This window comes from Ruegeria sp. AD2(2025) (assembly GCF_056542385.1).
Genome location: NZ_JBQFZS010000004.1, coordinates 1 through 19,402, shown reverse-complemented (window position 1 = coordinate 19,402; position 19,402 = coordinate 1). Strand labels below are relative to the sequence as shown.

Below are 19,402 nucleotides of genomic sequence, written 5' to 3'. Positions count from 1 at the left end.
CGCCCGACTTAACGGACAGCGCCGCGCTTCGAGCTAGGCGGCCCACACCTTTCAGGGGATAGCGGTCAGAGACCGTCTTTGATGCTGTACCAGGCGAACGCCGGTGGTAGGGACCATCTGCGCCGGGGTCCCAGTTCGAACCGGCGCAGCGGGCGCTTCATCAGCTGGGGATGCGGCAGGCGCGACCGATCGAGGGCCAGATCCGCGATCAGCGTACCGGCATAAGGCGCCATTGCCACGCCGCTGCCGTGATATCCCAACGCACCCCACGCATTGTCCAAACCGGGTAAAGCGCCGGCAAAAGGTACAAGATTGCGGGTCATACAGATCAGGCCCGACCAGAAGTATTCAGTATCCACGTCCCGCCACGCGGGGAACATCCGGTCGAAATCCCTGCGTGCACGGGCCCGTGTCGCGTCCAGATTGGCTTCCGTCACGCGCACCGATCCGCGCAGACCAAACAACATCCGGTTATTTGGCAGCAGCCGAAAGTAATGCAGCAGGTCACGCGTGTCACAGACCATTTGATGGCTTGTCCATCCCTGCGCCTGAAGCTCGGTATCGCTCATCGGACGGGTGACAAGGATATTGGATTGCACCGGCAGGTACCTGCTGACAAGCGCCGGGGGCAGATCGTCCGAGGAATAGCCGTTGGTCGCCACCAACAGGTTGCGCGCACGCAGCCTGCCTTGCGGCGTATGCAACAGATGCGTACCTTGCTGGTCGATCCGGGACACGGGGCTGTGCGAATGCAGCCGAACCCCTGCCCGCTCTGCCTGATCTGTCAGCCCCAGCGCGAATTTCATCGGGTTCAGGGCAAAGCCAAGCGGCAGGTGGACAGCGCCGTGAAATTCGGGGCTGTTCATCCCGTGCCGGGCCATCTCGTCCTTTGGGACGACCTCGGATTTCAGCCCGTATCGGTCGGCATATTGCCGAGCATAAGCCTGAAGGTCGGAAACTGCTCGCGCACTATGCGCCACATAGGTGTAGCCTTTGGATTGCCTCTCGATATCCAGATCAAAGCGGTCGGCGTAATCCTCGACCAGTTCTATCGCCGCGCGTTCGGCGTCGAAGAACAACCGCGCCTCTGCGTCGCCATATCGGCGTCTGACCGCGGCATCGCCCAGCTTTGCGCTGCCGGTCGACACCAGCCCGCCATTGCGCCCCGAAGCACCCCAGCCCACAGCCTGCGCGTCCAGCACCACCACATCCGCCCCGGCCTCGGCCAATCTCAGGGCTGCCGACAATCCGGTATAGCCACCGCCGATCACCGCAAATTCGCAGTTCTGCTCGCCCTCAAGTGACGGGTAAACCGGCAAGGGCGCCGCAACCGTGTCGTCCCAATACCGATCTCGGATCGGGCGGTCGCCATAGGCCAAAGGTTCATAAATGCGTTTCATGCGATGCCTGCCCACAGGACCGGTGACCCTGTCAGAGTTTGTCGCGCAGACTGAACCACAACATGGCCAGAACCAGCAAGGGTGTCCTGAACATGGGCCCGCCGGGGAAGGTTCTGGTGGGCACCTTCGCCATGATATCAAAGCGTTCGGCCTGCCCCGCGATGGTCTCGGCAGCGATCTGACCCGACAGCGTACCAAGGGCCACGCCCGCGCCGGAAAACCCCGAAAGCGATAGGATATTACCGCTGATCCGTTCGTAATGGGGCATCCGGTTCATCGTGATCCCCAGCGTGCCGCCCCAGGCGTGTTCGATTTCGACCCCGGCAAGTTGCGGAAAAATCTCAGTCATCGGTTTGCGCACGGCATCCGCAATGTTCGACGGAAAGCGATAGCCATAGCTTTCGGTGCCACCAAACAGCAGGCGATGGTCGTCGGAGAACCGGAAATAGTTGATGACGAACTTGCTGTCGGCCACAGCATAATTGTTGCGGATCAGGTTTTCCTGCGCCTCTGCGCTCATCGGTCTGGTCGAGACGATGAAATTGTTGATCGGCATGACCCGCTGCGCCACATGCTGTTGCAGATCGCCCAGATAACCGTTGCAGCCCAGTACGACATAGCGCGCATTGATACGCGCACCGTCGGTCCTGACGACAGCTGGGTCACCCTCGGCAATATTTGTGACCTTGGACTGTTCAAAAATCTTTGCGCCCGCAGCCACCGCCAGCCGCGCCAGCCCCAGAACCAGTTCCAGCGGGTTCACATGGCCCCCACCCATGTCCAGCGTGCCACCGAAATAGGCGGGTGAGTTCACCAGATGGCGGCACTCGTCCTTGTCCAGCAGGCGTATTTTGTCATAGCCGTATTTTACGGACATGTGTTCGACATGGCGTTCGTTATGCTGTTGATACCGCGCGCGATGAACCGTGTGGATCACGCCGTCATGAAAACCCGTGCGGACCTCATCCTTTGCGGTCAGTTCGCGCACCAGATCGACGGCCTGCGCCCCGATTTCCCAGAGCTGGCGGGCGTGCTCATCGCCGACCATCGCCTCAAGTTCTTCCTGATCCAGCCGCTGGCCCATGCTGACCTGACCGCCATTGCGGCCCGATGCGCCGAAGCCTAAGCGCTGCGCGTCCAGCACAATCACATCATAGCCGCGCTGCGCCAGATGATAGGCGGTGGATAGACCCGTGAACCCTGCCCCCACGACGCAGACATCGCAGTCAAGCGCGCCCTGCGCCTTCGGAAACGGCGCAAGCTGTTCTGCAGCCTCAGCGTAGTAAGATCGCGGGTATTCCCCCGGACGGTCATTGGCGGTGAGCAGGTCCATCAGATGTTCTTGGTCTCAGGCCGCCTTGAAAATGCCGTCTGTGCGGATCTGCTCAAGGCATTCATCCAGCGATCTGCGGGCACGATCAATCAGAATATCAATCTCGGCCCGCGTGATGACCAGCGGTGGCGAGATGATCATCCGGTCACCCACATGACGCATGATGACATTGTTGGCAAAGCAACGTTCACGGCAGATATAACCCACAGTACCGGCATCCGAGGCAAAGGGCGCGCGGGTGTTTTTGTCTGGCGTCAGAGCAATCGATCCCATCATCCCCTCGATCCGGGCTTCGCCGACCAGCGGGTGATCGGTCAGCGCCTCCCACTTTTCTTTCAGATAAGGCGCGGCCACGGTCTGCACATGGTGCAGGATGTTTTCCTCTTCCAGAATGCGCAGGTTTTCAAGCGCGACGGCGCAGGCCACCGGATGGCCCGAATAGGTATAGCCGTGGTTGAATTCGGTGTCATTGATCACGCGCGCGATCTCATCCGACACGATCGACGCCCCGATCGGCGCATAGCCCGAGCTGAGCCCCTTGGCGATCGTCATGATATCGGGCCTGATGCCCAAAGTTTGCGAGCCGAACCAATTGCCGGTGCGACCAAAACCGCAGATCACCTCATCCGCAATCAGCAGGATGCCATACTTGTCGCAAATCCGCTGGATCTCGGACCAGTACGTGGTGGGCGGAATGATGACGCCGCCTGCACCCTGAATGGGCTCGCCGATAAAGGCGGCAACCTTGTCTGGCCCGACCTCTTTGATCTTTTCCTCCAGCTGGCGCGCGCGTTCCAGGCCGAACTCTTCGGGCGACTGGTCGCCGCCATCCGCCCACCAGTTGGGCTCATCAATGAACTCGATGCCCGGAATGGGCAAACCACCCTGCCCGTGCATCCCCTTCATCCCGCCAAGCGAGGCCCCGCCGATGGTCGAGCCGTGATAGGCGTTCCAGCGCGAGATGATCACGTTGCGATCCGGCTGGCCCTTTTCGGCCCAATAGGTCCGCACCATGCGGATATTGGTGTCATTGGCGTCCGAGCCGCCATTGGCAAAGAACACATGGTTCAGATCGCCCGGCGCGAGCTCGGCCAGTTTCTTGGCCAGCATCAGCGCGGGCACATGCGAGGTCTGGAAGAATGTGTTGTAAAACGGCAGTTCCTGCATCTGGCGGGCGGCCGCATCTGCAATCTCGGAACGGCCATAGCCGATGTTCACGCACCAAAGCCCGGCCATTCCATCCAGAATCTCGGCCCCTTCGCTGTCTTTCAGCCAGACACCCTTGGCACTGGTGATGATGCGGGCACCATTGTCGTTGATCTCGTTGCCGGTGGTGAACGGGTGCATGTGGTGGGCCGCATCGATGGCCTGCAATTCCGCGGTGGGCAGGTGGTTCGCAAAAGTAGTCATAACTGGCCTCTCAGATCAGACGTTCAGCAACAGGTGCTGGCGTTCCCAAGGGGAAATCTCGCGTTGGTATTCTTCGTTCTCGGCGCGCTTGATACCGGCATAAAGGCTGCAGAATTCCTCTCCCAGCAGGTTGCGGATTTCCTTGGCCTCATCAAAAACATCCAGCGCCTCACGCAGGGTGGCGGGCAGCGGCTCCTCGACCTCCCACACTTCTTTCCTGGCCTCGGGCCGGGGTTCGACCTTGTTGCGCATCCCCAGCAAGCCGCAGGCCAACGACGCGGCGATTGCGATGTAAGGGTTGCAGTCCATGCCGATAACACGATTTTCCAGGCGGCGCGCCGCCGGGCCGGAATGGGGCACCCGCAATCCTGTGGTCCGGTTATCTGCGGCCCATTCGATATTTGCCGGGGCGCTCTGACCGTCAACCGTGATCCGACGGTACGAATTCACGTAAGGCGCCAGCAGCGGCACGACCTGCATCAGGTATTTCTGCGACCCGCCGATGAACCAGCGGAACAGATCAGACGCAGCGCCATCGGAAGCCGAAAAGACATTGGCCCCGGTGTGGATGTCGACGATGCTTTGATGCACGTGCATCGCGCTTCCCGGCTCATCCCGGATCGGTTTCGCCATGAAGGTGGCAAAGACCCCGTTCTTCAGCGCCGCCTCGCGGATGGTGCGTTTGAAGTAAAACACCTGATCGGCAAGGCGCAGCGGGTCACCATGCATCAGATTGATCTCGATCTGACCGGCCCCGCCCTCTTGGATGACGGTGTCGATTTCAAGGCCTTGCGCCTCGGCGAAATCATAGATCGTATCGATCACCTCACCGAACTCATCCACCGCAGCCATCGAATAAACCTGCCGGCTGGCCCCTTTGCGGCCGGTCCGCCCAAGCGGAGGTTCGATGGCTTCATTCGGGTCCAGATTGGGTTTGGTCAGATAGAATTCAAGTTCGGGTGCAACAACCGGCCTCCAGCCCTGGTCGTGATAGGCTTTGACGACCCGCCTCAAAACAGCCCGCGGAGAAATCTCAAGTGGCGAGCCGTCGCGGTTGAACATGTCGCAGATCACTTGCACCGACAGATCCGGGGACCACGGGATAGCAGTTGCGGTGCTCATATCCGGCCTCAGGACAATGTCCTTTTCAAGCCACTGGTTTTCGATCTCCATATCGACATATTCGCCCGAGATCGTCTGGTAGAACAAAGATACAGGCAGCGCGAGCTCGGCGTCGGGGTTGAATTTCACGCAAGGCATCGCCTTGCCGCGCGAGGTTCCAACCAGATCGGGCACAATGCACTCGACCTCATCGATCCGGCGCCCCTGAGCATAGGCCACAAATTCTTCGGGCAGATCATCCTGCCACTGAACAGTGCGCACCTTTTCCATCAAAAACCTCCGCCACATCGCCGATTACGGGATGCCTTTCTCAGTCGGCATCATTTTGATCAAAAATTATCTCTAGTCAATCACGAACGTTCCGGGCATGTTTTCGACACACCGGTTTTGTCAGACCAGAACCGTCTGACGGACAAATTCGATCCCTTGCCGAATGTCCTCTTCAATCGCCGTCCGCACCCTTTCGGCGTCGCCATCTCGCAGGGCCTCGATCGCCTCGCGGTGCTGGTCCATCAGTTTCTCGGTGCCGTATCGGCCGCAAACCACCCGCAGCGAAGGCCCGATCTGCAACCACATGGATTCGGCAATGCGTTGCAGAATCAAGGCATCTGCGGCCTCATAAAGGGTGAAGTGAAACTGATAATTCGCTGCCAGATAATCACGGGTATCGCCAAGCTCGATGGCCCGATCCACCAGATTATCCAGCCTTTCAAGCTCGGAAATCGCCTGCCTGTCAAAGCTCCGCGCCGCCATCGTCGCCAAAGCAGGCTCAATCGACATCCGGGCCAGTTCGATCTGCTCCAGACGGTGTTCAGTCATTTCGGGCACTTCGACCCGGCGGTTCTTGAGCGCCCGCAACGCACCCTCAGCCGTCAGCCGCCGAATCGCTTCACGAACCGGAGTGACACCTGCACCCAATTCCTCGGACAGGCCCAGAATCGTAATCGGCTGACCGGGAATGAACTCGCCGAACAATATCATCTCTTTGACGCGGACATATATCGTTTCGTGCTCGGGCTTTTTGCCGACTAAGCGGTTCATGTCTCATCTTTCCTGCGGGAACCACAATCGGCGTCAACTTAGCACACCATGGAAAACTATCAAATTTTTTTGAGAGGGTTGCATCGAATCGGATTTTGATCAAATGTTGAGAGAAAAACCACTCAAAATCCAATCCAGATGGGAGAAGCCAATGCCGAATTTGAAGTCCAGCGCCGCCGTCATGGCGGTCGCTCTTGCTGCTCAGGGCGCTTGGGCAGAAGAAGTACGCGTTTATAACTGGTCGGACTATATCGACGAGGATCTGCTGACCAAGTTCGAAGAAGAAACCGGGTATGATCTGGTCTACGACGTGTTTGACAGCAACGAGGTGCTGGAAACCAAGATGCTGTCCGGCAGCTCAGGCTATGATGTTGTCGTCCCTTCGGGCACCTTCCTGCAGCGCCAGATTGCGGCAGGTGCGTTCCAGAAGCTGGACGACGGCAAGCTGCCGAACTCGGGCAACCTGTGGAACGTAATTGAGGAGCGCACGGCCCAGTACGACCCGGATAATGCATACTCGATCAACTACATGTGGGGTACGACCGGGATCGGGGTCAATGTCGGCAAGGTTCAGGAAGTTCTGGGTGCTGATGCGCCCGTGGGCTCGCTCGATCTGATCTTCAATCCGGACAATATGGCCAAACTGGCTGAATGTGGTGTCTATTTCCTGGATGCACCGTCCGAACTGATCCCAGCCGCGCTGGCCTATATCGGTGAAAACCCCGACAGCCACGACAAGGATGTCATCGCCAAAACCGAGGAGGTCTTCCTGAGCGTCCGTCCCTATATCCGGAAGTTCCACAGCTCGGAATACATCAACGCGCTGGCCAACGGCGATATCTGCGTGGCCTTTGGCTGGTCGGGTGACATCCTGCAGGCCCGCGACCGCGCCGCAGAGGCCGAGAATGGCGTGGAGATCGCCTATAACGCGCCCAGCGAAGGCGCGCTGATGTGGTTCGACCAGATGGCGATCCCTGCGGATGCACCAAACCCGGAGGGCGCACATGCGTTCCTGAACTTCATCATGGATCCCGAGAACATGGCTGCCGCTTCGAACTACGTCTATTTTGCCAACGGCAACGAAGCCTCTCAGGCGCTGTTGGAAGAAGATGTGATCGGCGACCCGGCGATCTATCCTGACGAAGCGACGCTGGAAAATCTCTACACGACCAGACCGTATGATCCGAAGGTCCAGCGTGTGGTGACGCGCCTGTGGACCAAGATCAAGTCTGGAACTTGAGCCCGGTTACCAATAGCAAACCCGCCTGCCCAACACCGGGCAGGCGGAACTTTTTTGGGGGGACAACGAATGGCAACTCCGATTACTGCAACAGATTTTGAGCCATGGGCGGACCCGCAGGCAACGCCGCTGATTTCGTTCAACTCGGTCACCAAGACCTTTGGGGCCTTCACCGCAATTGACGATATCACGCTGAATATCTACCCCCGCGAGTTCTTTGCCCTTCTTGGTCCCTCGGGCTGCGGCAAGACCACGTTGATGCGGATGCTGGGCGGGTTCGAGACCCCAAGCAAAGGCGTCATCACGATCGACGGTCAGGACATGGCAAATGTTCCCCCCAACCGACGCGCCGTGAACATGATGTTTCAAAGCTATGCGCTGTTCCCCCACCTTTCAGTCTGGGACAACATCGCCTTTGGCCTGCGGCGCGACAAGATGCCGGCGGCTGAGGTCGAACAGCGGGTGGAAGAGATGGTCAACCTTGTCCAGCTCAACAAATTCGCCCGCCGCAAACCGCATCAGATCTCGGGTGGTCAACGACAGCGCGTGGCGCTGGCGCGGGCGCTGGCCAAGGCCCCCAAGCTGCTGTTGCTGGATGAACCTCTGGGCGCGCTGGACAAAAAACTGCGTCAGGATACTCAGTTCGAACTGATGGATATTCAGGAAAAGACCGGTACAACCTTTGTCATCGTGACCCATGATCAGGAAGAGGCAATGACCGTTGCCAGCCGGATCGCGGTAATGGACCACGGCAAGCTGGTGCAGGTCGAAACCCCAGCCAGGATTTACGAGACCCCGAACTCGGTCTACGTGGCCGATTTCATCGGGGATGTGAACCTGATCGAAGGCAACACGCGCCCCCGCGGCGATGGTAAGACCGAACTGTTCTGGGCCGAGGGCGAACCACCTCTGGTCGCCGAATGCCCCCACGCCCCGGATATCGAGGCGCGCTGCACCTTTGCCGTTCGTCCAGAAAAGGTGGCCATCAGCAAGGACCGCCCAGATGGCAAGACCAACGCGGTGCGCGGCAAGATCCACGATATCGCCTATCTGGGCAATATCTCGACCTACAAGGTCGAGCTGTCGAACGGGACCATGGTCAAAGCACAGGCCACCAACAGCCGGCGGATCGCCCGCCGGGAACTGACTTGGGACGATGAGGTCTGGCTGTCCTGGACCGAAACCGCTGGCATCGTGCTGGACAAGTAAACGGGGGCCGCGATGAATTACCGCCGTTTCCTCCTGATCGCCACACCCTATATCTGGCTGCTGTTCCTGTTTCTGGTGCCCTTCGGGATTGTCCTGAAAATCTCACTATCCGACACGGCCCTTGCGATCCCACCCTATACGCCGACGCTGGATATCTCGGGCGGCTGGGCCGCAATCTCCGAGTTTTTCTCGGAACTGGATTTCGAGAACTTCGTCTTTCTGACAACCGATGACCTCTACTGGAAAAGCTATCTGTCCAGTTTGAAGATCGCGTTCATATCGACCTTTCTGTGCCTGCTTTTGGGCTTTCCCATTGCCTACGGCATGGCCAACGCGCCGGACGAATGGCGCCCGACGCTGCTGATGCTGGTGATCCTGCCCTTCTGGACCAGCTTTCTGATCCGGGTCTATTCATGGATGGGTATTCTCAGTCAGGAAGGGTTTTTGAACCAAATCCTTCTGGGGCTGGGCATCATCGGTGAGCCGCTGACCATTCTGAACACCAACGCCGCCGTCTATATCGGCATCGTCTACACCTACTGCCCGTTCATGATCCTGCCGATCTATTCGACGCTGGAAAAGCTGGACGGCTCGCTGCTTGAGGCGGCAGAGGATCTGGGATGTTCGCGCACCACGGCCTTTTGGCTGGTGACAATCCCGCTGTCCAAGGCAGGCGTGATCGCCGGGTGTTTTCTGGTCTTCATCCCCGCATTGGGTGAGTTTGTCATCCCCTCATTGCTGGGCGGCTCGGACACACTGATGATCGGTAAGGTCCTGTTTGAAGAATTCTTCTCGAACCGTGATTGGCCGGTGGCCAGCGCCGTGGCCGTGATCCTGCTGCTGATCCTGATTGTTCCGATTGTGCTGTACCAGCGCAACGAGCAGAAAATGATGGAGGCCGACCAATGAGACGTCTGACATGGTTCAACACCACTTCTCTGACCTTTGGCTTCGCCTTTCTTTATCTGCCAATGGTCATTCTGGTGGTCTACAGCTTCAATGAATCGCGGCTGGTTACCGTCTGGGCTGGGTTCTCGACCAAGTGGTATGGCGAACTGATGCGGAATGAGGCGTTTCTGGACGCGGCGGTCGTGACGCTCAAGGTTGCGCTCGGTTCGTCCATCATCGCTACCATCCTGGGCACAATGGCGGCCTATGTGCTGGTACGCGGCGGGCGCTTCTTTGGGCGTACCATATTTTCAGGCATGATCTATGCCCCGCTGGTCATGCCAGAGGTGATCACCGGTCTGTCGTTGCTGCTGCTGTTCATTTCCATCGGACTGGATCGCGGCGTGTTCACCATCATTCTGGCTCACGCGACCTTTTCGATGTGCTTCGTCTCGGTTGTTGTCAGTTCCAGACTGGTCAGCTTTGATCGCTCGGTCGAAGAGGCGGCGCTGGACCTCGGCTGCTCGCCTTTCGAGGCTTTTCGTCTGGTCACACTTCCAATCATTGCGCCCGCAGTCATTTCGGGCTGGTTGCTGGCGCTGACGCTGTCGCTCGACGATCTGGTGATCGCGTCCTTTGTGGCGGGCCCGTCATCGACAACCCTGCCGATCCGCATCTACAGCTCGGTCCGGCTGGGCGTCACGCCCGAGATCAACGCGCTGTCGACCATTCTGATTGCGATCGTTACGGTCGGCACGATCACTGCATCGCTCGTCAACAAGCGCGCCGTGACCAGACGGCAACGCGAAGAACAGATGGCGGATCAGGCAACATGAGCTTCACCACCGAATATAACGCCTATTGCGCCGCGCATGGCACACCCGACCGGATCGAGCTTTTGCTCTGCGATGGCAACGCGGTGCTGCGGGGCAAATGGCTGCCCGGTGACGGGGCAGACAAGCTGATCAAGGGGGCCGTGCGCCTGCCCCTTTCCACTTATGCGCCCGCCATCATGGGCAACGAGGTGGCCGAGACCGGTCTGGGGATCGAGGTCGGCGATCCCGATGGCATTCTGGTGCCCATAGACGGCACCCTTCATCCTGCCCCCTGGCTGCCCGGCAACGTTGCGCAGGTTCTGGTCGAAATGACCGATATGGGCGGAACTATCAGTCCAAACTCACCCCGCGCGCTGTTGCAGCGCATCATCGACCGCTATGACGACAAAGGATGGCGACCGGTCGTGGCGACCGAGCTTGAGTTTTATATCCTGCGTGCCCGGTCCGAGCGGTCCGAGGCCCCCGTTCCGCCCGCGTTCAGCCCTGATGCCCAGAACTATGATATGGAGCTTTTGGCCCGGCGCGAGGCGATTCTGAACGAAATCCTGTCCGTTAGTGCCGCGCAGGGTCTGGCCACCGATACACTGATTGCCGAATATGGTCCCGGCCAGTTCGAGATCAATTTCCACCACACGGACGACGTGCTTGCAGCGGCCGAAACCGCGATCCTGTTCCGGCGACTGGTGCGCGGCGTGGTCCAGAACCACGGTTATGAGGCCACCTTCATGGCCAAACCCTATACCGACCAGCCAGGCAACGGGATGCACGTCCACGCCTCGGTCATTGACCGCGCGGGGCAGAACATCTTTACGCCGACAGGAGAGGAAGTCGTTTCGCAGCCCCTCAGGAACGCGGTCGCCGGCGTTCTGGACAGTATGCGCGACCTGCAGGCAATCTTTGCCCCGCACGCCAACTCCTATCGCCGTTTCCGGCCCAACAGCTTTGCACCCGCCACCCCGGATTGGGGGCTGGATAATCGCGCAGCCTCGGTCCGGCTGCCCGAGACCAAAGGCCCCGCTGCACGGCTTGAGCATCGCATCAGTGGTGCCGACACCAACCCTTATCTGGTACTGACCGCCATTCTGGGTGGTATGCTGCACGGTCTGGAAAATCCCGTGACCTTGCCCCTGCCGCTGGATGACCCCGCCTGCATCCCGGCGAAACCGCTTGGCCATGACTGGTCGCTTGCGGTGGACCGGTTTGCCGGATCCGACATTGCCGCCGATTGCTTTGGCCCCTACCGCGAGGTCTATGCCGCCGTGAAACGGGATGAGATTTCCGTGATCCTCGATGCAATTACACCGGCAGAATACACTTACTATCTGAGCCGCATGTAGCTCTCCGAGGCCTTGATGAACCCTGAAAAAATCCGAGTTGGCATTCTCGAAACCGGTCGCCCGCCCGAGGAACTGGCCGCCAAGTTCGGCGATTATCCAGGCATGGTTCGCCAGTGGTTGGGCGATCTGGATGCCCAGTTCTCGGCCTACGCCGTGCTGGATGGCGAATTCCCCGCAAGCGCGGAAGAAGCGGATTTGTGGGTGATTACCGGATCGAAATTCGGAGCCTACGAAGACCACAGCTGGATTCCACCGCTTGAGGCCTTCATTCGCAGCGTCCGCGCGGCAAACAGACTGATGTTCGGGATCTGCTTTGGCCACCAGATCATCGCACAAGCCTTGGGCGGTGTGGTGCGCAAATCGGACAAAGGCTGGGGGCTGGGCGTGCACGAATACCCGATCACCCCGGACTGGCCACAGGAACTGGGTCCGGCCCCCGAAAAGATCGCCATTCAGGCCTATCATCAGGATCAGGTCGAAGAAAAACCCCAAGGCGCAATCACCATCGCCTCAACCGCGTTCTGTGAACACGGCGCATTGTGGTACCCCGGCTTTGCCATCACCGTTCAGGGCCACCCGGAATTCGCCAAACCCTATGCAAGCGCGCTTCTGGAAAGCCGCCGGGGCAGCGTTCTGCAGGACGAAGATGTCGATCGGGCTCAGCGCAACATGGCCATCGAGGATAACCGGGCCATGCTGGCGGGGCTGGTAAAAGACTATCTGCTGAACCGGATCGAGCGAGATTAGCCCGTCGTCCCGCCTGTACGCCCGATGCGCTCCTGCGCCTCAGCGCAGTTTCTCCCTGAGCTTGTAGTACATCATCCCCACCGCGATGGCCTGACTACCAAGCGCGCGGGTAAAGGGCAGTTTCATGTGTCTCACGTTTTCATAGATCAGATACTCGGTGAGATCGCCGCAGATCGCCTCGGCCATGATCTCGCCCAGAATATGGGTCAGCGCGATGCCGTGACCGGAATAGCCCTGAACGTAGAAGACATTGTCGCCGATCCGGCCGACCTGAGGGATGCGGTTCAGAACGATGCCATCGATACCCGCCCAGCTGAACTCGATCTCGGTGCCCCTGAGGCGCGGAAAGGTCCGTTCCATCGCGGGGCGCAGTTCGGCGGCGATGTCCTTGCTGTCACGGCCCGAATAGTTGGTGCCGCCGCCAAACATCAACCTGTGATCGGCGGTGCACCGATAGTAATCCAGAATGAAGCGGCAGTCATACACCGCCAGATTGTGCGGGTTGATCTTGCGCGCCACATCCTCGCCCAGCGCCACGGTGGCCATGTTGGCCAGCGAGGCCGGGAACATCTTGCCGCCCATGTCCCTTTGTTCGAGGAAGTGATAGGCGTTGCCGGCTACCAGAACCCTGTCCGCCGTCACCCGACCCTGTTCAGTCGTTAGTGTCGGGCGGTTTCCGTTATCAATCCTCAGAACTTTCGAGTTTTCAAAGACCCGCGCGCCCAGCGATTCCGCCGCGCGCGCCTCACCCACACACAGGTCCATCGAGTGCAAATGCATATTACGCCGGTTCAAAAGCCCGCCGCAGTAGAGGTCTGATTCCAGATAGTTCGGGATGTCCTTGCCGTCGAGCAATTCAAGCTCATCGCTCATGCCGCGATCCTGCCCGGCGTCGTGGATCGCCTTCAACTCCTCCAAATGTGCTGGTTTCATTGCGGTTTGCAGATGGCCATAGGTCAGATCACACTCGATCCCGTATTTCTTGACCCGGTTCCGGATGATGTCGTGGCCACGCCACCGGGTTTGCCAAACCATCTCGTCCGCCTCGGTGCCGACTGTACGGCGAAACTCGCGCGCCATGGCGGTATCACCGGAAAGACTGCCGGTTACCTGCCCGCCATTGCGGCCCGTGGCACCCCAGCCGATCCTGTTTGCCTCAAGCAGCGCGACAGATTTTCCGCGCTCGGCGAGTTCAACCGCCGCCGCGACACCGCTAAACCCGCCGCCAACGATGGCAACGTCCACATCCAGGTGTTCAGCTAACTGCGCAAAGCCTTTTGTGTCACGGGCCGTCGCGGCGTAATAGGTATTTGCGTGCATCCAGACTCTCTATTTTTGATCAAAAAAATACCTCGAAGAAAACTATAAGTGCAAGCGTTCGCTCTTCGCCCCAAGAAGAAAAATCTATTATATATTATGATTTCCCCAATGCTCGCAAATCAGCTGATCTCACGAAGTGTCTCCATACTCCGTATTTTGACCAAAATTGAAAGCAAACAGCTCCAGCGCCTCCCTCAGCGAACGGGCCACCATCCCACGACAGCAGGCGGGACTTTGCATCAGCCATTTGGTCCGTCAGATCAGCGCTCTAGGGCTCACCACATCCGAACTGAGCGCTTTGTCTCTGGCTTCCAGAGCGGCCTCAAGCCTGGTCGGCCCCTGAACCGGCGGCAGACTACGTCTGCAATAGATCGGATCGACCTATTAGGTAGGCTCTGCCACCGCCGCGCCGAGCCACCGCGCATCGCCGGAAGGCGTCGTATGGCCGGTCTCTTCAGTATCCGTCTTCAGCTCGACAACAACGCAAAATGCGAGGACGCGACGGCCAGCTTCGACACGCTCAGCGCGCCGCCAGAGCGCAGTTCCGCGATCAGCCGGTCGGTTCGCTGTACCAGATCACCGTTCCCGTCCACCCACTGGGCGACACTGTCCTGACCGGATTTCGCGTCGGACAGCACCAGCGCTGCAGCGGCGATGTTGGATTGATGCACCCGGATATCTGACATCAGCCGGACCAGCGCCACGCGTTCCCAATGATCACCGACCACGACGCTTCGGGCACGCGAGCGCAGCCAGTCCAGACTGAACCGGGCACCGGTGGCAAAATAGCTCGCCGCCACGTCTCCCACCTCAAGCTGCAAGCGTTCCGAGACATCGAAGATATCCATCGCCCCGCCCAGCAACTCCAAAGTCGCGACCTTCGAAGCCAGACTTTCCGGAGCGCCCTTTTTCAGCAACTCGGACGTCCGCTGCCGGAGCCGTTCCAGCGAATAGGCGCTGACCGTTTGTTCGGCCACAGATGCGATTTCTGCGATGCCAGGCCGAAAAACCGAGATGGCATCGCCAATCGACCGGACATTGTTCTTGATCAGCCGCTGGCATTGCGCGGCCAGCATTTCCGACAGGGCGCGGTGGATCTCGATCTGCACATCGGCCGCAAGCGTGTTGTCCAGCGCGTTGACCTCGGCCGCGGTTTCGGCAAGGCCAAAAATCTCACGGTCGACAATGAACGCCTTGACGATCTCGCCCACCCCTGCCCCGGTATCCTCGCGCAGACGAGCGCAGAAGGTCGGGCCGATTTCGTTGACCAGCATGTTCACGACCACCGTGGCTATGATCTCGCGGCGCAGGCGGTGGTTGCGCAACACCTCAAGATGCGAGGTGCGTAACGGCGTGGGCATGTACTCGATCAGGAACCGTTCCATATACGGATCGTCCAGAACGTCCGATTCCACCAGATCCGAGAAGATGTCGTTTTTGGCATAGGCCACCAGGACGGCGATCTCGGGCCGGGTCAGACCCCGACCGGCGCTGCGGCGCTCGGCAATCTCTTCGTCATCGGGCAGGAACTCGACCGCACGGTCCAGCTTACCCTGAGACTCCAGCGTCTCCATGAAACGGACATGTTCGTCCAGCAGCGCGGGGGCCGCGGCCTCGTCCAGCGAAATTGCCAAAGTCTGGTGATAGTTGGTCTTCAGCACCAGCTCGCTCACCTCATCGGTCATATCGGCCAGTAGTGTGTTGCGCTGTTTTTCCGTCATGTCGCCAGCATCAACCACCGCACCCAGGGCGATCTTGATATTGACCTCATGGTCCGAGCAATCCACCCCGGCCGAGTTGTCGACGGCATCGTTGTTGATCTTGACTCCGCCCTGCGCCAGTTGGATCCGACCCCGCTGGCTGACGCCGAGGTTCGCGCCTTCGCCGACCACCCGCACCCGCACCTCGTCGGCGTTGACACGGACCTGATCATTGGCGCGGTCACCGGTATCGGCGTGGGTTTCCGCATCGCTCTTGATATAGGTGCCGATCCCGCCGAACCACATCAGATCAGCCTGCGATTTCAACAGGGCCCGGATCAGTTCGAACGGGGTGACAGTCTTGGCATCCAGCCCGGTGAGCTTTCGGATTTCGGGCGTCAGCTTGATCGACTTGGACGCGCGCGAGAACACCCCGCCGCCCTTCGAAATCAGCTTGGCATCGTAGGATTCCCAGCTTGAGCGTGGCAGTTCAAATAACCGCTTGCGTTCCGCAAAGCTGGTGGCCGGATCAGGTGTCGGGTCGATGAAAATGTCGCGGTGATCGAAGGCCGCGACCAGCTTGATCTGGTCCGATAGCAGCATCCCGTTTCCGAATACGTCACCCGACATGTCACCACAGCCGATAACCGTAAAAGGCTGCGTCTGGGTGTCATGGCCCAACTCGCGGAAATGGCGCTTGACCGCCTCCCATCCGCCCTTGGCGGTGATCCCCATGCCCTTGTGGTCATAGCCGTTCGACCCGCCCGACGCGAAGGCATCGCCCAGCCAGAACCCGTATTCCGTGGCCAGATCATTGGCAAAGTCGGAAAACGTCGCGGTGCCCTTGTCGGCGGCCACAACCAGATACGGATCATCCGGGTCGCGGCGCACAACCGCCTTGGGTGGAACGATCTCGGACCCCGCAAAATTGTCTGTGATGTCCAGCATCCCCGACAGGAAAATCCGATAACAGCGCACCGCCTCGGCCATCACCTCTTCGCGGGTGCCACCGGCCGGCAGGGTCTTGGGCAGGAACCCGCCCTTAGAGCCGACGGGCACGATGACGGCATTCTTGACCTGCTGCGCCTTTACCAGCCCCAGCACCTCGGTGCGGTAATCCTCTTTGCGGTCGGACCAGCGCAGGCCGCCGCGTGCGACCGGGCCATAGCGCAAATGAACGCCTTCGACCGAGGTCGAATAGACAAAAATCTCGCGCCACGGGCGCGGCAGCGGCAGTTCGTCCAGTTTGGAGCAGTCGAACTTGAACGACATATAGGCTTTCTCGCCGCCATCCGGATCAGGCTGGAAATAGTTGGTGCGCAGCGTCGCCTGTATCGCATTGCGGAAGCGGCGCAGGATCTGGTCGAAATCGAGGCTCGCAACCGATTCCAGCATCGCCTCGATGTCCGAGGCAATCTTGTCCGCCGCCTTCTCCCGAGTGTCAGAATCGCCGGACACGACCGGGTCGAATAGGGCCTGAAACAGGTCCACAAGCTTACGTGCAATATCCGGATTGGCGATCAGCGCGTCCTGCATATAAGGCACCGAATACGGAATCCGGGCCTGACGGAGATATCCGCCATAAGCCCGCAGCAGAGCTGTTTCGCGGATAGACAGGCCAGCAACCAGCACCAACCGGTTCAGCGGATCATCATCGGCATTCCCCGCCCAAAGCGACGAAAATGCTTCCTCCAGATTGCTGCGGACTGCGGTGACATCGATGCTCTGCCCATCCGACGATTGCATGTGGAAATCGTGTATCCAGATCGTGTCCTCGCCGCGATCAATCCGGAAGGGATGCTCGGCGAGAATGCGGAAACCAAGGTTTTCAAGGATCGGAAGGCAATCGGACAGCGACACAGATTGCCCGCGCCGATACAACTTGAAGCGCACACTGTGCTCGGGGTCTTCGAGTCTGCGGTAAAACTTCAGCTCCAACCCGGTTTCGCTGGTCAGTTGCTCCATCTTGTCGATGTCGGACACGGCCGAGACCGCCTGAAATTCATCCCGATAGGACGCGGCAAACCCCTCGCTGTAAAGCGCATGAAGCCTGTTGCCCTCGGATTCCCCCTTGCGTTCAACCAGCGCGTCGTGAAGGTGGTCGGCCCAGCTGCGCACCGCATCGATGATCCGGGCCTCAAGCGCGGCAGCCTCTTCCTTCGAGGCGACCTTGCCGCTGAGCGCGATGACGTAATGCACCCGCGCCAGAACTTCGTCAAAGGCAGGTTCCCATGTTGCAACGCGGCCTTCGAACTCCTCGGCCAGGATGTCGCCAATTTTGGTCCGAAGCTCCGTATTGTATCGTTCGCGCGGGACGTAAACGAGGCAGGACACAAACCGCCCGAAACGATCCGGGCGCAGCAACAGTCGGGATCGTGGCCGGATCGTCAGATGCAGCGCGTCGATAGCGTTTTCGAACATCTGATCATCCGAGCTCTGGAACAGTTCATCCCGCGGGTAAGTCCCCAGAACATGCATCAGCGCCTTGCCATCGTGGCTCTCGGGGGTAAAGCCGGACCGCTCGATCACGCGTTCGACCTTCTGGCGCAGCAAAGGGATCGACTTTGGGCTTCGGTTATAGGCAGCAGCGGTGAAATGGCCGATGAACACATGTTCCCCGGTCTGCTTTCCCTTGGCGTCGAACTGCTTGACCCCAATCAGATCGAAATGCGTCGCGCGGTGAACGGTCGAGCGGCGGTTCGCCTTGATAATCATCAGCGGTGAGATATCGCTGGCAAACGCGTCCATCTCGGGTGAGCGGTCGGTAAAATTCCCCTGCAGGTCGCGCAGAACCGTGAAATCCGGGTCACTCATCAAGCCAAGCGCAGTTTCACCAACCTGACGCATGGCGCCGGTTTTGCCGTCGGCGGCATATTCACGATAGCCGAGAAACGTGAAATGGTTGCGCCCCAGCCAGTCGAGGAATTCAACAACCTCGCCTGTGGCTTCCTTGGATTTCTTCGGCGCATTAGCTTTGAGCATCTCGGTCACGGTACTCAGACGGTCCATGATCGGCTGCCAGTCCTCGACCGAGACGCGGACGTCCTTCATAATCTGGGCGATCTCGGCCTCAAGCCGCTCAAGCTGCGTGGCGTCGCCAATCTGATCGATCTGAACCTGCATCATCGACTCGGACAGGCAATCGGAACCGGTTTTGACAGGCGCCCCGGTCCGGGTGCCATCGGCATTGCGTTCGACCCGCAGCAGCGGGTGAATCAGAGTGTGTATCGACAAACCCTTGCCAGCCAGAAACGAGGTGACCGAGTCGACAAGAAACGGCATGTCATCATTGACGATTTCCAGAACAGTATGACCGCACTCCCACCCGTGCTCTGCCATACGCGGGTTGTACATTCGCACCCGGGCCGTCCCTGCCGTCCTATGCGCAGCGAACTTCCACAGCGCCAGAGACGCGCCATAGACTTCTTCCGCTGTCCGGCCCTGAAGATCTTCGAACGAGGAACGGCCAAACAGCAGGTCCAGAGCGGTCAGGAAATCATCATAGTCTGACTTGTCCAACCGCGCCGACCCGATGGCACGCACGTCGTTCAGCAATTGATCGAAAGCGGGGTTTTCTGTCTTAGTCATCACACTCTCCCAGCGGCGGCCAACCGCCATTCAAATTCCTTTGGCAGCGAATCCCACCTGACCCGCTCGCCTCATTCAAACCTACGCCCTGACGCCGACGGTACCTGCGAAATCCGGTTTCAAACAGTGCCAAATGTCACAATCCAAAGTTCCGACCCAACCGGCTGCATTCGCGCGGTCATCATCACACCGCGAACGCTGGTCCTTTTTTGTCACGACATATTCGAGACG

General features: G+C 59.3%; 13 protein-coding genes. 6 read left to right on the top strand and 7 right to left on the bottom strand.

Annotation, left to right across the window (positions count from 1 at the left end; translation table 11 throughout):
- Positions 1 to 65: 65 nt before the first annotated feature.
- From ACR1XV_RS09705 to ACR1XV_RS09685, 5 genes are all read right to left on the bottom strand, one after another.
- Complete coding sequence (locus tag ACR1XV_RS09705) at positions 66 to 1,400, bottom strand: NAD(P)/FAD-dependent oxidoreductase (protein ID WP_480530720.1); 1,335 nt, start codon at positions 1,398 to 1,400, stop codon at positions 66 to 68.
- A gap of 31 nt (positions 1,401 to 1,431) precedes the next feature.
- Entirely contained in the window at positions 1,432 to 2,733 is a 1,302-nt protein-coding gene (locus tag ACR1XV_RS09700; protein ID WP_480530718.1) for an NAD(P)/FAD-dependent oxidoreductase, read from the bottom strand.
- 15 nt (positions 2,734 to 2,748) lie between these two features.
- Positions 2,749 to 4,143: an aspartate aminotransferase family protein gene (locus ACR1XV_RS09695; protein ID WP_480530716.1), complete on the bottom strand. Its 1,395-nt coding sequence runs from the start codon at positions 4,141 to 4,143 to the stop codon at positions 2,749 to 2,751.
- Positions 4,144 to 4,158: 15 nt separating this feature from the next.
- Complete coding sequence (locus ACR1XV_RS09690; RefSeq protein ID WP_480530714.1) at positions 4,159 to 5,535, bottom strand: glutamine synthetase family protein; 1,377 nt, start codon at positions 5,533 to 5,535, stop codon at positions 4,159 to 4,161.
- A gap of 120 nt (positions 5,536 to 5,655) precedes the next feature.
- Positions 5,656 to 6,306, bottom strand: a complete 651-nt coding sequence (locus ACR1XV_RS09685; protein ID WP_480530712.1) for a GntR family transcriptional regulator — start codon at positions 6,304 to 6,306, stop codon at positions 5,656 to 5,658.
- 151 nt (positions 6,307 to 6,457) lie between these two features.
- Between ACR1XV_RS09685 and ACR1XV_RS09680 the strand changes: the two genes are divergently transcribed.
- From ACR1XV_RS09680 to ACR1XV_RS09655, 6 genes are all read left to right on the top strand, one after another.
- Complete coding sequence (locus ACR1XV_RS09680) at positions 6,458 to 7,546, top strand: polyamine ABC transporter substrate-binding protein (RefSeq protein ID WP_480530710.1); 1,089 nt, start codon at positions 6,458 to 6,460, stop codon at positions 7,544 to 7,546.
- Positions 7,547 to 7,615: 69 nt separating this feature from the next.
- On the top strand, positions 7,616 to 8,755 hold the full coding sequence (locus ACR1XV_RS09675; protein ID WP_480530708.1) for an ABC transporter ATP-binding protein: 1,140 nt from the start codon (positions 7,616 to 7,618) through the stop codon (positions 8,753 to 8,755).
- A gap of 12 nt (positions 8,756 to 8,767) precedes the next feature.
- The gene (locus ACR1XV_RS09670; RefSeq protein WP_480530706.1) at positions 8,768 to 9,664 is read left to right on the top strand and encodes an ABC transporter permease subunit; all 897 of its coding nucleotides are present in this window, start codon (positions 8,768 to 8,770) and stop codon (positions 9,662 to 9,664) included.
- On the top strand, positions 9,661 to 10,479 hold the full coding sequence (locus ACR1XV_RS09665) for an ABC transporter permease (protein WP_480530704.1): 819 nt from the start codon (positions 9,661 to 9,663) through the stop codon (positions 10,477 to 10,479). Before ACR1XV_RS09670 ends, ACR1XV_RS09665 begins: the two co-directional genes overlap by 4 nt.
- Positions 10,476 to 11,816 carry a glutamine synthetase family protein gene (locus tag ACR1XV_RS09660; RefSeq protein ID WP_480530702.1) on the top strand — a complete coding sequence of 447 codons (1,341 nt, stop codon included), beginning with the start codon at positions 10,476 to 10,478 and terminating at the stop codon, positions 11,814 to 11,816. Before ACR1XV_RS09665 ends, ACR1XV_RS09660 begins: the two co-directional genes overlap by 4 nt.
- 15 nt (positions 11,817 to 11,831) lie before the next feature.
- A complete protein-coding gene (locus tag ACR1XV_RS09655; RefSeq protein WP_480530700.1) occupies positions 11,832 to 12,563 on the top strand; it encodes a type 1 glutamine amidotransferase in 732 nt (243 codons plus the stop codon).
- Positions 12,564 to 12,602: 39 nt separating this feature from the next.
- On the opposite strand, the gene ACR1XV_RS09650 is transcribed toward ACR1XV_RS09655, so the two are convergent.
- Positions 12,603 to 13,883: an NAD(P)/FAD-dependent oxidoreductase gene (locus tag ACR1XV_RS09650; RefSeq protein ID WP_480530698.1), complete on the bottom strand. Its 1,281-nt coding sequence runs from the start codon at positions 13,881 to 13,883 to the stop codon at positions 12,603 to 12,605.
- A gap of 467 nt (positions 13,884 to 14,350) precedes the next feature.
- Positions 14,351 to 19,171, bottom strand: coding sequence for an NAD-glutamate dehydrogenase (locus tag ACR1XV_RS09645; RefSeq protein WP_480530696.1), 4,821 nt, complete (start codon positions 19,169 to 19,171; stop codon positions 14,351 to 14,353).
- Between the last annotated feature and the right edge of the window lie 231 nt (positions 19,172 to 19,402).

Coding starts and splice junctions, on each gene's coding strand:
- ACR1XV_RS09705 (WP_480530720.1), bottom strand. CDS start 1,400: ATGAAACGCATTTATGAACCTTTGGCCTATGGCGACCGCCCGATCCGA.
- ACR1XV_RS09700 (WP_480530718.1), bottom strand. CDS start 2,733: ATGGACCTGCTCACCGCCAATGACCGTCCGGGGGAATACCCGCGATCT.
- ACR1XV_RS09695 (WP_480530716.1), bottom strand. CDS start 4,143: ATGACTACTTTTGCGAACCACCTGCCCACCGCGGAATTGCAGGCCATC.
- ACR1XV_RS09690 (WP_480530714.1), bottom strand. CDS start 5,535: ATGGAAAAGGTGCGCACTGTTCAGTGGCAGGATGATCTGCCCGAAGAA.
- ACR1XV_RS09685 (WP_480530712.1), bottom strand. CDS start 6,306: ATGAACCGCTTAGTCGGCAAAAAGCCCGAGCACGAAACGATATATGTC.
- ACR1XV_RS09680 (WP_480530710.1), top strand. CDS start 6,458: ATGCCGAATTTGAAGTCCAGCGCCGCCGTCATGGCGGTCGCTCTTGCT.
- ACR1XV_RS09675 (WP_480530708.1), top strand. CDS start 7,616: ATGGCAACTCCGATTACTGCAACAGATTTTGAGCCATGGGCGGACCCG.
- ACR1XV_RS09670 (WP_480530706.1), top strand. CDS start 8,768: ATGAATTACCGCCGTTTCCTCCTGATCGCCACACCCTATATCTGGCTG.
- ACR1XV_RS09665 (WP_480530704.1), top strand. CDS start 9,661: ATGAGACGTCTGACATGGTTCAACACCACTTCTCTGACCTTTGGCTTC.
- ACR1XV_RS09660 (WP_480530702.1), top strand. CDS start 10,476: ATGAGCTTCACCACCGAATATAACGCCTATTGCGCCGCGCATGGCACA.
- ACR1XV_RS09655 (WP_480530700.1), top strand. CDS start 11,832: ATGAACCCTGAAAAAATCCGAGTTGGCATTCTCGAAACCGGTCGCCCG.
- ACR1XV_RS09650 (WP_480530698.1), bottom strand. CDS start 13,883: ATGCACGCAAATACCTATTACGCCGCGACGGCCCGTGACACAAAAGGC.
- ACR1XV_RS09645 (WP_480530696.1), bottom strand. CDS start 19,171: ATGACTAAGACAGAAAACCCCGCTTTCGATCAATTGCTGAACGACGTG.